Below are 14,172 nucleotides of genomic sequence, written 5' to 3'. Positions count from 1 at the left end.
GGTCTGGGGATACGACCTCGAGATGCTGCGCCTGAGTGAGTTGAAGCTGCCCCTGGATCATGGGGAGGAGGCCCTGCGGGAGGCGGTGCTCAAGCGCCTGCGGATTCCGCCGGATCAACTCCTAGGCCAGACCCTGGTGAAGCGCAGTGTCGATGCGCGTCGCCGCGATCGGATTCAGCTGATTTACAGCGTGGATGTGCAGGTGAAGGGTGAAGCTGCCTTGTTGCGGCGCATCGGCAATAAAGGACGCGTTCGTCTTGCACCGGATACTCGTTACTGGCCTGTCGGCGATGCCCCTGAGGGCTTCCCGTTGAATTCGGTTGATCGGCCGGTGGTGGTGGGCGCAGGCCCCTGCGGCTATTTCGCTGCCCTGCTCTTGGCGCAGATGGGTTTCCAGCCGCTGTTGCTGGAACGGGGGCAGTCGGTGAAGCAGCGCACCCTGCAGACCTTCGGCTTCTGGCGGGGAACCAGCCCCTTCAACCCGGAATCCAACGCCCAATTCGGTGAGGGAGGCGCTGGCACCTTTTCGGACGGCAAGCTTTACAGCCAGGTGAGCGATCCTGAGCACTACGGGCGCAAGGTGCTGGAGGAGCTGGTGGCTTGTGGCGCCAGCGAGGAGATCTTGACGCTGCATCGGCCCCATATCGGCACGTTCAAGCTCGCCACCGTGGTGCGCGGTCTACGGGCGCGCATTGAAGCCCTGGGAGGCGAGGTGCGGTTCGACAGTCGCATGACACGTCTCCAGCTCAGTGCCAGCACCGGTGACAAGCCGCATCAACTTGAGGGATTGGTGCTGGCGGATGGCACGGAGATCCCCTGCCGCCATCTGGTGTTGGCCCCGGGGCATTCGGCGCGGGACTGCTTTGAAATGCTGGAAGAGATCGGCGTGCAACTGCAGCGCAAACCGTTTTCGGTCGGCGTGCGGATTGAGCATCCACAGCACCTGATCGATGCAGCCCGATGGGGGGAGGCGGCCGGCCATCCTCGCCTCGGGGCCGCTGAGTACAAGTTGGTCCACCATGCAGAGAACGGACGCTGCGTCTACAGCTTCTGCATGTGTCCCGGTGGATTTGTCGTGGGTGCGACCTCAGAAGAGGGCAGGGTCGTGACCAACGGCATGAGCCAGCATTCCCGCAACGAACGCAACGCCAACAGTGGTTTGGTCGTGGCCTTGGAGGCAGACGACCTTGCACCGTTTGAACGTTTTCCCGGGGATCCGTTGGCGGGGATTGCCCTTCAACGTGAGCTCGAAGAGCGTGCCTTTCGACTGGGAGGCAGAAGCTATGCCGCGCCGGCACAGCGGCTGGAGGATTTCCTTGCTGACCGTCCGTCAACACGTCTTGGTGCTATCCCAGCGTCCTATCAACCGGGTGTGCATCCGGCCGACCTGAACGATCTGCTGCCGGTTCCCATTGTTGAGGCCTTGCGGGAGGCGCTGCCAGCCTTTGCCCGCAAGCTGAAGGGCTACGACCACCCCGATGCCGTACTGACGGGCGTCGAAACCCGCACGTCATCGCCCGTTCGCATACCCAGGGATGACGCGCTGGAATCGCTCAATGTGAGAGGGCTGGTGCCGGCGGGTGAGGGGGCGGGATACGCCGGTGGCATCCTTTCCGCAGGAATCGATGGCATTCGGGCCGCTGAAGCCCTAGCCATTCAAATCCTGGGGACCGGCCGCCAGTCCCGTTGACCCTCACCCGTCCAGGCGATTAATACCCGGCAAAGGGGGTGGAGGAGTGATGCACCACGATCCGTAGAGCACCTTCGTCATCACGCACGTAACCGAAGGTTTTATCGACCTTGCTGGTGGTGCCATCGGCCGCTTCCAGATGCACCCAGCCCATGGCATTGGCGGTGTTCCCAAAGCTCTGAATCACGAAAATTTCAGGCTTACATTTCACCCAGGGGCTGCGCGTGGTGCCGGGGGTGCCAATGGCAAAGCCGGAGTCGCCAAAGGCGGGATCGTCCCCGACGAAATAGGACACAGCGCCACTGCGAGTGTCGCGGAAGGTGACGTCACCCTTGGCCCAGGTCGGCTTGAAGGCCACAGGACCGAACTGGTAGCCGTAGGCCGCATCGATGATCTCTCCGGCCAGGGGTTTGGATTGGGCCAGACCTCCTTCATCGTGGGTTTTGCTGATGGTGATGAGGGCCTCACACCAGGCCTCCTGAGCAGCCTTGACTTCGCTCACCCTGATGGTTTCCGACATCACCGAAGGCTTGGCATCAGCGGCACCGGCACAAGCGATCAGGGGGGCGAGGGAGACTGCACTCGCCAAACCCAGGCGAAGGATCGATTGGAACATCGTGAAAGCTGAAATGCTTTCTTCAAATTGGCTCGTGGTTGGAAATTCGTCAGCCTTAGCCCTTTAGCCGTGATTGGCGTGGCTCAGGTTGGGGCTTGCGCCACGATTCCGCTCCATTGCACGGCTTTTACCTGATCCCGTCGCCAGGAATGGAACAGCTCGGGTTCACTGACGGTGCAGAGCGGGCAGTGGGCGATCCGTTCGCCGGCGATTCCTGCGCTCTGGAGTTGCACCCTGGCAGCGGCGCGGATGTCCAGGCGATGCCTTCCAGGCTGCTCATCCGGCAGGAGGGCTTCGCTCTCCTGGAGATCAGCATCCCTTGGAATCGCGGCAGTGATGGCCTCCACCACGTCTTCTCCCACCTGATAGCGCTTGCCGCTCACGGCAGGGCCCAGGGCAATGACCAGATCCTCTCGACGGGCTCCCAGCTCCAACAGCTGATCGAGGGCCGACATCAGGATTCCAGCGGCCACCCCACGCCAGCCGGCATGACAGGCAGCGGCATGCCCGGTGCCGGGATCGGCAATCAGAACTGGCGTGCAGTCCGCACCGCACACCCAGAGGCTCTGGCCTCCGCGATCACTCACCAGGCCGTCGGCCTCGGGCCAGGGATCCTGACGAGCTTCGCTGGCCTTCAGAACGATTCCGCTATGGACCTGCTGGGGACGATGGACGCTGATGCCCGCACTGATGTAGCCCGCCAGTTGGTCGGGTCCGCGGCCCTGCCAGCGCCGGGTGAAGAAGCCGTGCTCAAAGCCGTGCTCGTGCAGCAGATCGCTCTGGAGGTAGTAGCCCCCGTAACAACCGATCCAGGTCCAGTTCTTCAACGTGTTGAAGCTGCTGTCTGGTCGATCAAAAGGCCCGTCGTGCATCAGCCTTGCGATCAGGCCATCGGGATGTCCCGCAGCATCCAGAAGCCGCCAAAGGTCTGCTCCTCGGGGCTGGCCTGGATGGCGATGAATTGCAGGCCGCGCACCTGCTGTTGTGAGGTCATGAGTGCTTCGGCGATTTCAGTGGCAACACCCGATTCGAGGTCACTCACCAGCCAGCGGTCGTCCTGACCGGCTTCCAGCACCAGCTGCCGGTCTTCAACGACCATGCGCACCGGTTCGAGACCCCCCAACCAGCCCGCCATGGCCAGAGATCGACTTTGGCTGAACAGGCGTAAACCCGGGACGGAAGCATCGGGATCGATGCCATCGGGCACCGGCAGAAGCCCGCTGAAACTCATTGGCCATTCCGATGCCTCCAGCAGCAGGCTCGCCGGCAAGGCGGCCCAGCTCCAGGCATCTCCTTGAACCTCTTCCGGCAGGGGCACCGGTGGAGTCGTAACGGGAGCCGGCGGGGGGGCGAGTGGTCCTGCCATGAACCCCTCGTCCTGTGGGTACACCTCCCTTTCGCGCTGCTGGAGCCAATCGAGCAGGGCGAAGGTGCGGCGACTTGCGATTACTTCAAGATCTTGTTCGGTGGCGGCCCGTTGCACCATCGTTCGCATTGAACTGCGCCAGCAACGCAGGCGTACGGGGGATCCCCAGCCCCCACTGGCGGACGCCTCCTTGGCTTCTGCTAGGGCTTGGCTTAACCACAGTGAATTCACCTCACCGGAGGGACAAACCTTGGCGAAGCGAAACGGTGCGTCGCCGCTCACAGCAGGAGTGGAGGTGATCAGAAGTTCCCAGCGCTTTCGGCCATCGGCCTCCAGGATCGGTCGGGAATAGAAGTCAAGTTCCCAGTCCTCAGCGGCTGTCAGGGCAGCAGTGCTCATCCGGCAGATTGCTCCTGCTGTTTCAAAACGCTTTGTGCTCGGCTGGCGCGATCGGCTGCTTCAGCCATCACTTTGTCTTTTTCGATGAGTAGCTCTCCGGGGGGGCCTTCCAGCAGTGCTGTGTTGAGGCCGATGCGTCCCCGTCCCGGGTCCAGTTCTGTGATCAGGGCCGACACCCGATCACCCTGATCGAAAACCTCACGGATCGAGCGCAGGCTGCCATTGGTGATTGCCGATTGATGCAACAGACCGCTGATGCCTCCGAGATCAATGAACAGGCCATAGGGCTTGACCGCTGCAACCTGCCCTTCCACCAATTGCCCCACTTCCAAATCCTGGAACCGTTCAGCAACGGCAGCACGTTTCTCGGATAGCACCAGCTTGCGTGTCTCGGAATTGACCTCGATGAAGGCCACTCCCATGGTCTTGCCCACCAGCTCCTGATGGTTCTCACCGTCCTGGAGTTGTGAGCGGGGGATAAAGCCGCGCAGTCCTTCGAGATCGCAGGTGACACCGCCGCGGTTGAAGCCATTCACAATGACTTGAACGACTTTCCCCTGCTTCTCCATCTCCTTCACCCGGTCCCAGCTCTTGCGCAGCTCCAGGGCGCGGCAGCTGATTGTGACCATCCCATCAGCGTTCTGCTCACGGGTCACCAGAACCTCCACTTCCAGGCCTTTCGGGAAGCGTTCCCGGAAGTTGGTCACAACGCCAAGCCCTGCCTCGCTCTTGGGCATGTAGCCAGGAGCTTTCCCGCCGATATCGACATACACGCCATCGTTTTCGATACCGATCACCGTGCCCTTGATCACCTCCCCTGTCGTGCCCACAGGAGCGTTCTCGTCCAGAGCGGCGAGGAAGGCTTCTTCATCGAAATCGAAATCATCAACGCTGCGCGGTTGATTGCGCTGCTCCTTCTTGGGTTGCTGATCAGGCGCACCCATCAAGTCGGCCATGGTCATGCCTTCCATGGCACCCATGTCGAACCGGGCGTCATCGTCCGTGCTGGGAGACGTTCTTCCGTCTTGTTGGGCCGGCTTTGGCGGCATGGCCAGACCAGCCCGCTCCTCCAGGATTCGTGCTTTTTCAGCCGCTGCCTCGGCTGCCGCGCGCGCTTCTGCTGCCTCCCGTGCGAGCTGCTCCTGCTCTTCACGGCGATTAATCTGCATGACCTGCAGCGGTTTGGTCGCTGCCGGCTTTGGTGCCTTGGGGCGGTTGGGCTGCGGACTGCCGGCTGCGGGCATGGACCATCGGGGTCATCGATCGACCATTTTGACAGGCTGGGCTGGGATCAGCACCCCCTTGCCTGTGCAACTCCATGGACCAGCTCCGAAAGCGATTTGATCAGCTGACATGGCCCGAGGCCAGAAATGCTGCCAGCCGGCCTGGTGCCACGGTGATCTGGCCATTCGGAGCCTGTGAGCAACACGGACCTCACCTGCCGCTGTCGACGGATGCCGTGTTCGCTGAAAGCATCCTTGATGCGGTTCTGCTCGGGCTTGATCCAGCTCTGCCGCTTTGGCGGCTGCCTTGTCAGGCCCTTGGCTTTTCGCCCGAGCACAAGAATTTCTCAGGCACTCTCAGCCTTTCGGCTCCTCTCATCCTCGAATTGGTTGATCAGGTGGGCATGCAATTGGCGGCGATGGGGATGCAACGTCTCGTTCTGTTCAATGCCCACGGCGGCCAAATCGGTTTGTTGCAGGTTGCGGCCCGCCAGCTGCGGGCCCGCTGTCCGTCGCTGGCTGTTCTTCCCTGTTTCCTCTGGAGTGGTGTGGAAGGGTTGGCTGCTCTGCTGCCAGAAGAGGAGTTGCTCCATGGTCTGCATGCCGGGCAAGCCGAAACCAGCTTGATGTTGCAGCTGGAGCCAGACCTGGTCGGTTCTGCCCGCCCTGTGGATGGACTTGTATCGTCTGGCTCCTCTCAGGAACCGCCGGAGGGGTGGAGCCTCGAAGGAGCGGCACCCTGCGCTTGGCTCACCGACGATCTAAGCGTGTCGGGAGTGATCGGGGATGCGCGTCCGGCATCGGTAGATCTGGGCCGCCGCTTGGAGGAACGTCTGATTCGCCATTGGCAGGCGCGTTTTCAAACCCTTATGGCAAGTGACTGGCCCCCCTCCCAAAGCCTGCTCGCCAACCCGTCAAATGGCGCGCCCAAGTCCTGAACTTTGAACGCATGTGTCCCCAACTCTTGGGGCACTGGTTATTGTCGGTCCCACTAAAGCGGTAGCAAGCGTCCTATGACGACCCTCAACGCACCTGAAGCACCTGTGCTGGAGGGCCAAGACGCACTGCCCGATTTCACAACCGCTGCCTACAAGGACGCCTACAGCCGGATCAACGCCATCGTGATCGAGGGCGAGCAGGAAGCTCACGACAACTACATCTCTCTCGGGACGCTGATCCCTGACCAGGCTGAGGAGCTCAAGCGCCTGGCTCGGATGGAAATGAAGCATATGAAGGGCTTCACCTCCTGCGGCCGGAACCTGGGCGTTGAAGCTGACCTGCCTTTCGCCAAGAAGTTCTTCGAACCGCTTCACGGCAACTTCCAGGCTGCGCTCAAGGAAGGCAAGGTGGTTACTTGCCTGTTGATCCAGGCTCTGTTGATCGAAGCGTTTGCCATTTCGGCATATCACATCTATATCCCCGTTGCTGATCCCTTCGCTCGCAAGATCACTGAGGGTGTTGTCAAAGATGAGTACACCCATCTGAACTATGGCCAGGAATGGCTGAAGGCCAACTTCGAAACCAGCAAGGATGAGCTGTTCGAAGCAAACAAGGCCAACCTTCCCCTAATCCGCTCGATGCTGGAAGACGTGGCTGCTGACGCTGCCGTCCTCCATATGGAAAAGGAAGACCTGATCGAAGACTTCCTGATTGCCTACCAAGAAGCTTTGGGTGAAATCGGTTTCACCTCCCGTGACATCGCCCGGATGGCGGCGGCAGCTCTGGCCGTTTAAGCCAGTTCGGGACCCAATTGACGCCGGTTTTTCGACAGGCACGTTGCCGTCGATACCGGTTGGCGTGGGAGCATGGTCCCTTGAGGTGTTCTTTGAGACGTCAGCAGTAGTACATGTTTGGTCTGATCGGACATTCAACGAGTTTTGAGGCCGCTCGCCGCAAGGCAATGGAACTCGGGTTCGATCACATCTCGGATGGTGATCTTGATGTGTGGTGCAGCGCACCTCCGCAGCTTGTGGAGCACGTTGAAGTCACCAGTCCAACGGGCACGACCATCGAGGGTGCCTACATCGATTCCTGCTTTGTGCCCGAGATGTTGAGCCGTTTCAAGACGGCTCGCCGCAAGGTGCTCAACGCGATGGAACTTGCCCAGAAGAAGGGCATCAACATCACCGCCCTGGGCGGTTTTACCTCGATCATTTTTGAGAACTTCAATCTCCTGCAGCACCAGACGGTGCGCAGCACCACCCTGGATTGGCAGCGGTTCACCACCGGGAACACTCACACGGCCTGGGTGATCTGCCGCCAGGTGGAGAACAACGCGCCAACTCTCGGTATCGACCTAAGTAAGGCCAAGGTCGCCGTTGTTGGAGCAACCGGTGACATCGGTTCCGCCGTCTGCCGTTGGCTGCAGGCGCGAACCGGCGTCGAAGAACTGTTACTAGTGGCGCGACAGCAGCAACCGTTGCTGGACCTGCAACAGGAGCTCGGCGGTGGAAGGATCCTGACGCTCGATGAGGCTCTGCCGGAGGCGGATGTGGTCGTCTGGGTGGCAAGCATGCCTAAGACGCTTGAGATCGACCACAACAGCCTGAAGAAGCCTTGTTTGATGATTGATGGGGGCTACCCCAAGAATCTGGATACCAAGGTCGCTGGTGGCGGGATTCACGTCTTGAAGGGTGGAATCGTTGAGTTCTGCCGCGACATCGGTTGGTCGATGATGGCCATCGCCGAGATGGAGAAACCTCAGCGCCAGATGTTTGCTTGTTTCGCAGAGGCCATGCTGCTCGAGTTCGAGCGCTGTCACACCAACTTCAGCTGGGGGCGCAACAACATCACCCTCGAGAAGATGGATTTCATCGGTGCGGCATCGGTCCGCCATGGGTTCAGCACCCTGAACCTCCATCCCAACCTGCAGGCCACTGCCGCCTGACCCCCGGAGAGCCATGCCCCGTCGCCCCCTGCTTGAGTTCGAAAAACCGCTTGTTGAGCTGGAGCAGCAGATTGAGCAAATCCGCCAGTTGGCCAGGGATTCCGAAGTTGACGTGTCGCAGCAGCTGCAGCAGCTGGAGACCCTCGCAGCCCGTCGGCGTCAGGAGATCTTTCAAGGTCTGACTCCCGCCCAGAAGATTCAGGTCGCCCGCCACCCGCATCGTCCGAGCACGCTGGATTTCATTCAGATGTTCTGTGACGACTGGGTCGAACTGCATGGAGACCGTCGTGGCAATGACGATCAGGCGTTGATTGGCGGCGTTGGACGGGTGGGTGATCGACCGATCATGTTGATCGGCCATCAGAAAGGACGCGACACCAAGGAAAATGTTGCCCGCAATTTCGGGATGGCCGCTCCGGGCGGTTACCGCAAAGCGATGCGGTTGATGGACCACGCCGATCGCTTTCGCTTGCCCATCCTCACTTTCATCGATACTCCTGGCGCCTATGCCGGACTCGAAGCGGAGGAGCAGGGCCAGGGTGAAGCAATCGCAGTCAACCTGCGTGAAATGTTCCGCTTACGCGTTCCGGTGATCGCCACTGTGATCGGCGAAGGCGGTTCCGGCGGTGCGTTGGGGATCGGGGTTGCGGACCGATTGCTGATGTTCGAGCACAGCGTTTACACCGTTGCCAGCCCTGAAGCCTGCGCCTCCATTCTCTGGCGTGATGCAGCGAAGGCGCCGGATGCAGCGGCGGCTTTGCGAATCACCGGCCGCGATTTATTGGAGCTGGGGGTGGTGGATGAGGTTCTCGAGGAGCCATCCGGTGGCAACAACTGGGCACCGTTGGAGGCCGGCGCAATTCTGCGGGCGGCGATTGACCGGCATCTCGATGAATTGTTGAGCCTGTCGGAACAGGAGCTCCGCGATGCCCGCTACTCCAAATTCAGGGCGATGGGGCGCTTTCTCGAAAAAACGTCACAGGATGTCGAGAAAGCGGCTTAAAGTATCGCGGTTTGCTAACGGTTTTTGCCAACGGCTCTAATTACGGGTGCGAGCCGAGGCATTGGTCGCCGCACAGCCGAACTTCTGGCTCAACAGGGTTGGGACCTTCTGCTGACGGCCCGTAGTGCCGATCAACTTGATCAGCTCGCTGCACAGCTCAGTGAGCAGGGCGTCTCTGTGGCGTCTGCAGCCATTGACCTCACCCAGCCCGATGCGATCGCTTTGGCGATGGCTGATCTATTGCAGCGGGGGGCGACCCCTTCGGTGTTGATCAACAACGCCGGTGCTGCTTACACCGGTGAACTTCTGTCCATGCCGCTGGAGCGTTGGCAATGGCTGCTACAGCTGAATGTCACCAGCGTGATGCAGGTTTGTTCTGCTGTCGTTCCCTCCATGCGTGAGAACGGCGGACTGGTGATCAACATCAGCAGCCATGCGGCCCGCAATGCCTTCCCCCAATGGGGAGCGTATTGCGTGACCAAGGCTGCGTTGGCCAGCTTCACCCGCTGTCTGGCAGAAGAGGAGCGAGGCCATGGCATTCGTGCCTGCACCCTCACCCTCGGAGCCGTCAACACACCGCTTTGGGACGCGGAAACCGTACAAAGCGATTTCGATCGTCGTGCCATGCTCTCTGTCGATCAGGCAGCAGAGACACTGGCGAATCTGGCGATGCAACCCAGCAACCAGTTGATCGAAGACCTCACCCTTATGCCGGCCGCCGGCGCCTTTTAAACGAACACCATGACCACTACAGTCCCTTTCGTTTCCAACGGCGTTTCCAACGGCGTTTCCAACGGCAACGGCAACAAGCTCTTAAAGCCCCAGGTCTCAGCCCGTATTCGTGAACGGTTGGTCGAATCTGGTGTTTCCTTCTTGGCCAACGACAACATTGCTGATCACCTCCACCCCGGAGAACTGGATCAGTTGCAGGTTGAAGTTGCAGACAAGGTTCGCGACCTGCTGCGCAGCTTGGTGATCGATATCGATAACGATCACAACACCCATGAGACGGCCGAGCGGGTCGCCAAGATGTACCTGCAGGAAGTGTTCAAAGGGCGCTACCACCAGCAACCCAAAGTGGCCAGCTTCCCCAATGTGAAGCAGTTGGATGAGATCTACACCGTTGGTCCGATCACGGTGCGCTCCGCCTGTTCCCATCATCTTGTGCCGATCATGGGCAACTGCTGGATCGGGATCAAGCCTGGAGCTCGGGTGATCGGTCTTTCCAAGTTCACGCGTGTCGCCGACTGGGTGTTTTCTCGCCCGCACATCCAGGAGGAAGCGGTGATGATCCTTGCCGATGAAATTGAGAAGCTCTGCGAGCCTCAGGGGCTTGGCATCATCATCAAGGCTCAGCACTACTGCATGAAATGGCGTGGTGTGAAGGAGCCCCAAACCAGCATGGTGAACTCGGTGGTGCGCGGTGATTTCCGCCACGATCCAAGCCTCAAGCAGGAGTTCTTCGAGCTAGTGCGTCAGCAAGAAGCGCTGCTCAGCAACTGATCAGGTCTGAATCAACCCTGATGTACTGCCTCGACAAGGGCCTGAACCTTGTCGAGGTTTTTCCATCCAGGTCGTTCTTCGAGTCGGCTCGAGGCATCCAGACCTTGAGGGTTCACTCTGCTGAGCAGTTCTGGAACCCACTCCGCACTCACGCCCCCGGCCAACCACCACGGCACTGATAGCTCGGTCTCACTGAGCCAATCGAGGGGCAACCGGTGGCCGGTGCCGCCCAGTTGATCGGAGCTCCAGGCATCGAGGAGCAAGGCGTCCACATGGGTGTCGTAGTGCTCGAGCTGCTTGAGATCGTCGGGCTCGCGCACCCGCAACGCTTTCCACCACTGCTGCTGGGGATAGCGCTGTTTCAAGATCCGGCAGCGATCGCTTGATTCGCTGCCGTGGAGCTGCACCACGGAGGGCTGGCCTGCACCGCTCAGCGCTTCCTCAAGAGCCGCATCGTCGGGATCTGCGACAACCCAAACCCGATGCAGTGGCGGATGCTGCTGCTCGAGCACACTGAACAAGGCCCTGCGTTGGGATGGTTCGACGTAGCGCGGCGTGTCTTCAACGCCGATCACGCCAATCGCCTGTACGCCCATGCGCGCAATGGCGAGTGCTTGCTCAAGGTCGGTGATCCCACAGATCTTGAGGTCTGGAGTGGGGCGGGGATCACGCAAGGGCTGCATCGATTGCTCTCCCTAGGATCGTGGATGACAGCCCGCGACAGCGGCACACGACGGAATTGGCGGTGGGAGAGGGCTGGCAGTTGCTCAAGATCGGCGGAATTCCACTGCGGCTCCAGCCCAGCTGGTTGTTCGCTGTGGCGATCTTCACCACGTTGTTCCAATCTCGATATGCCGCCACGACCTCGGGAACAGCCAGCTGGGGTCTGGCTTTTCTAACAACCTTGCTGCTGTTTAGCTCCGTTCTGCTGCATGAGCTGGGTCATGCCCTGATGGCCCTGCGGGAAGGGGTGAAGGTCTTGAGCATCACCCTGTTTCATCTGGGCGGTATCGCCCGGGTTGAGAAGGAATGCCCCACAGCGATGGGGAATCTGCGCATTGCTGCTGCTGGCCCGATTGTCAGCCTTTTGCTGGCCTTCGGGATGCTGGTGGGTGCTGCAGCTCTCTCAGACACCCAGCCCTTGGCGACGCAGCTGTTGAGCCAGGTGGGGTTGCTCAACTTGATGCTGGGTCTGTTCAATCTCCTGCCAGGTCTTCCTCTCGATGGCGGGCTGATCCTGAAGGCCCTGGTCTGGCAGATCAGTGGCAGTCAGCAGAAGGGCGTTCAGGTGGCGTCGGCGTCCGGTCGTGCGTTGTCGATTTTGATGATTCTGATGGGCGGTGTCCTGCTCTGGCAGGGCTGGGGGATCAACGGGATCCTGTTGATGTTGATCGGCTGGTTCGGGCTGAGTGCCAACCGCAGTCAGACCCAGATGCTGCAGTTGCAGAACGTGCTGCGGGAGTTGAAGGTGGAGGCCGCAGCGGGCCGACGCTTTCGCGTGCTGGAGGCGGATCAGACGTTGCGGCGCCTCAGCCAGCTGCGGCTAACCGCCAGCGAGGGGGAGGGACCCGCCAATTGGGTGCTCGTCTGCAAGAGCGGTCGTTGGGTGGGCTGGATTGACGATCAGCCATTGAAGCTCTTGCCGGTGCAGCAATGGGACCAGCAGCGACTCGAGGATCATCTGCGCCCCCTCTCTCAACTGCCCTCAATCGTGTGTTCCGCCTCTCTGGTGGAAGCGGTGCCGGCCGTTGAGAAGGCATCCCAGGGACGCCTTCTGGTGATGAGTGCTGCGGGGCTTCCCTCCGGCACTCTCGATCGTATGGATGTGGGGGATGCGGTGCTGAAGCGTCTTGGGGTGAGCCTCCCCTCCGCGATCCTTGAGGAGGCGCGCAAGCGCAATGGCTATCCCCTGGGGCTGGCGATGCTCCCTCAAATGGTCCAGACGATGCAGGCTCAGAGCTCCGACCAGGACGCCAGTTCGTCGTCCAACTCCTGAACTTCTTTGGTGTTCAGGGGCTGCATTTGCCAACAGAAGTCAGGCCACGACTGAATCATGCTCTGGCGCAGCTGCTGATCCAGATCCAGTCGGCTGATCTGCGTCGGGGCTACTGCCGGTGCCGCTTCCCCAAACACCTCGGACCAAAGGTCGGCGGGCGGATCCAGCAGGATTTCTCCGTGCTGAAGCAGACGACCGTTCTGCCAGCGCTGGGCGCTGCCGACCCGTTTGACTCCGGATCCATCCACCAGGTCGGCCACCGTTGCACTGGCGAAACAGTTGCTGGCTTCGGCTCCAGCCGGGTCTGATCCGAAGTGCAGCGGAAGACCGAGTCCCTTGAAGCCATCAACCAACCACTGACAGGCCTGGCGGTAGGCCTCCTGGCGACGTCGTGGTGCATCAGGCCAGATCAAGGCGTAGGTGAGACCGCCGGCATGGAGCACTGCCCGACCGCCGCTGGGACGTCGCACCAGGCTGAGGCGGCCGCGACGGGCTAAATCATTCCAGTGCTCAGGCCATTGGCGTTGATGGCGTCCAAGTGAGAGCCAGGGCCCATCCCAGCGGTAAAAACGCAGCGCCGGACCATTGCTCCGCTTCAGAAGCCAGGCATCCAAGGCCATCTGGGTGTGTCCATCTGCTTGCTGGGTGGGAAGCAGGCGCCCGGTTGCGGGCATGCTGGAAGGAAGCATCGATCGCACGCCATGGTGCCCTGGTGGGATGTGCCGATCTTGATTGCCCTCGGTCTGCTGGCGGGGGGGCTGGCCGGCCTGCTGGGCATTGGCGGCGGGTTGATCTTTGCGCCGCTCCTGCTTTGGCTCGATCTCCCGCCCCATCAGGCCCTGGCCACGAGCAGTTTCGCCATTGTGCCCACGGCGCTGGCGGGCACCATCACTCACCTGCGCCAAGGGCGGGTACCGACACGGCCCGGGCTCGCCATCGGCTTGGCGGCCTTTGGCTCGGCCCTGTTGTTCGGTGGCCTGGCTGGCTTTGCGGCGGGATGGATGCTGTTGGCGATGCAGACATTGATGTACATCGTGCTGGCGTTCTGCGTTCGGGAACGGGCCGAGGAAGATGCAAGCGAGGACGTCGATGACAGCAGCGCACCGCAGTTGGCTGGTGTGGGTTGCATCGCCGGCTGGACCGCCGGGATGTTGGGCCTAGGCGGGGGGCTGGTGATGGTGCCGCTGATGAGCGGTCCGTTATCCGTGCCGATTCATCAGGCTGTGCGGCTCAGCACGGTAGCGGTGCTCTGTTCAGCCAGCGCAGCGTCTCTGCAGTTCCTGCATGAGGGCCGCGGGGTTCCTCTGATGGGGTTGCTGCTGGGTGGGGTGGCGGCCATTGCCGCCCAATGGGCAGCCAGCCGTCTCGATCAATTTGACGCAGCTCTTTTGGTTCGCTGCCTGAAGGCTCTCGCCATCATCCTGGCGATCGACAGCTCAAGGCGGGCCCTGCAGCTCTTGCTGAGCTGAATGGCCAACTGTTCAACAGT

Annotated in this window: 15 protein-coding genes; 9 read left to right on the top strand and 6 right to left on the bottom strand. The window is 60.9% G+C overall.

Annotation, left to right across the window (positions count from 1 at the left end; translation table 11 throughout):
• Positions 1-22 precede the first annotated feature (22 nt).
• On the top strand, positions 23-1,690 hold the full coding sequence (locus DXY29_RS06710) for an NAD(P)/FAD-dependent oxidoreductase (protein WP_115023926.1): 1,668 nt from the start codon (positions 23-25) through the stop codon (positions 1,688-1,690).
• A 19-nt stretch (positions 1,691-1,709) separates the two neighbouring features.
• On the opposite strand, the gene DXY29_RS06705 is transcribed toward DXY29_RS06710, so the two are convergent.
• The 4 genes from DXY29_RS06705 to DXY29_RS06690 form a co-directional block, all read right to left on the bottom strand.
• Positions 1,710-2,306, bottom strand: coding sequence for a hypothetical protein (locus DXY29_RS06705; protein ID WP_115023924.1), 597 nt, complete (start codon positions 2,304-2,306; stop codon positions 1,710-1,712).
• Positions 2,307-2,389: 83 nt separating this feature from the next.
• A complete protein-coding gene (pgeF, locus tag DXY29_RS06700; RefSeq protein ID WP_115023921.1) occupies positions 2,390-3,178 on the bottom strand; it encodes a peptidoglycan editing factor PgeF in 789 nt (262 codons plus the stop codon).
• An 11-nt stretch (positions 3,179-3,189) separates the two neighbouring features.
• Positions 3,190-4,071 carry a Tab2/Atab2 family RNA-binding protein gene (locus DXY29_RS06695; RefSeq protein WP_115023920.1) on the bottom strand — a complete coding sequence of 294 codons (882 nt, stop codon included), beginning with the start codon at positions 4,069-4,071 and terminating at the stop codon, positions 3,190-3,192.
• Positions 4,068-5,315 (bottom strand): S1 RNA-binding domain-containing protein, encoded by a 1,248-nt coding sequence (locus DXY29_RS06690; protein ID WP_115023916.1) that lies wholly within the window; start codon positions 5,313-5,315, stop codon positions 4,068-4,070. The genes DXY29_RS06695 and DXY29_RS06690 overlap by 4 nt, the downstream gene beginning before the upstream one ends.
• A 74-nt stretch (positions 5,316-5,389) precedes the next feature.
• On the opposite strand from DXY29_RS06690, the gene DXY29_RS06685 reads away from it, so the two are divergent.
• The 6 genes from DXY29_RS06685 to folE all read left to right on the top strand — a co-directional run bounded on the left by DXY29_RS06685 (position 5,390) and on the right by folE (position 10,687).
• Positions 5,390-6,232, top strand: coding sequence for a creatininase family protein (locus DXY29_RS06685; protein WP_115023915.1), 843 nt, complete (start codon positions 5,390-5,392; stop codon positions 6,230-6,232).
• Between the two features lie 75 nt (positions 6,233-6,307).
• Positions 6,308-7,027: an aldehyde oxygenase (deformylating) gene (locus DXY29_RS06680; RefSeq protein ID WP_115023913.1), complete on the top strand. Its 720-nt coding sequence runs from the start codon at positions 6,308-6,310 to the stop codon at positions 7,025-7,027.
• Positions 7,028-7,140: 113 nt separating this feature from the next.
• A complete protein-coding gene (locus DXY29_RS06675; protein WP_115023911.1) occupies positions 7,141-8,181 on the top strand; it encodes a long-chain acyl-[acyl-carrier-protein] reductase in 1,041 nt (346 codons plus the stop codon).
• Positions 8,182-8,194: 13 nt separating this feature from the next.
• Positions 8,195-9,184 (top strand): acetyl-CoA carboxylase carboxyltransferase subunit alpha, encoded by a 990-nt coding sequence (locus DXY29_RS06670; RefSeq protein WP_115023910.1) that lies wholly within the window; start codon positions 8,195-8,197, stop codon positions 9,182-9,184.
• Positions 9,185-9,208: 24 nt separating this feature from the next.
• On the top strand, positions 9,209-9,916 hold the full coding sequence (locus DXY29_RS06665; RefSeq protein WP_115023908.1) for an SDR family oxidoreductase: 708 nt from the start codon (positions 9,209-9,211) through the stop codon (positions 9,914-9,916).
• Positions 9,917-9,925: 9 nt separating this feature from the next.
• On the top strand, positions 9,926-10,687 hold the full coding sequence (folE, locus tag DXY29_RS06660; RefSeq protein WP_115023907.1) for a GTP cyclohydrolase I: 762 nt from the start codon (positions 9,926-9,928) through the stop codon (positions 10,685-10,687).
• 11 nt (positions 10,688-10,698) lie between these two features.
• Here folE and DXY29_RS06655 read toward each other — a convergent pair whose 3' ends face one another.
• Positions 10,699-11,370 carry a phosphoribosylanthranilate isomerase gene (locus tag DXY29_RS06655; RefSeq protein WP_115023905.1) on the bottom strand — a complete coding sequence of 224 codons (672 nt, stop codon included), beginning with the start codon at positions 11,368-11,370 and terminating at the stop codon, positions 10,699-10,701.
• Between the two features lie 62 nt (positions 11,371-11,432).
• On the opposite strand from DXY29_RS06655, the gene DXY29_RS06650 reads away from it, so the two are divergent.
• On the top strand, positions 11,433-12,683 hold the full coding sequence (locus DXY29_RS06650) for a site-2 protease family protein (RefSeq protein ID WP_115024330.1): 1,251 nt from the start codon (positions 11,433-11,435) through the stop codon (positions 12,681-12,683).
• On the opposite strand, the gene DXY29_RS06645 is transcribed toward DXY29_RS06650, so the two are convergent.
• Entirely contained in the window at positions 12,641-13,372 is a 732-nt protein-coding gene (locus DXY29_RS06645) for a lipoate--protein ligase family protein (RefSeq protein ID WP_244279335.1), read from the bottom strand. The genes DXY29_RS06650 and DXY29_RS06645 overlap by 43 nt on opposite strands.
• 12 nt (positions 13,373-13,384) lie before the next feature.
• Between DXY29_RS06645 and DXY29_RS06640 the strand changes: the two genes are divergently transcribed.
• Positions 13,385-14,152 (top strand): sulfite exporter TauE/SafE family protein, encoded by a 768-nt coding sequence (locus DXY29_RS06640; protein WP_115023903.1) that lies wholly within the window; start codon positions 13,385-13,387, stop codon positions 14,150-14,152.
• Positions 14,153-14,172: the final 20 nt, after the last annotated feature.

The sequence above is a fragment of the Synechococcus sp. UW69 genome (genome assembly GCF_900474185.1).
Lineage (GTDB): Bacteria > Cyanobacteriota > Cyanobacteriia > PCC-6307 > Cyanobiaceae > Parasynechococcus.
This window is presented reverse-complemented; position numbering and strand designations above follow the sequence as displayed.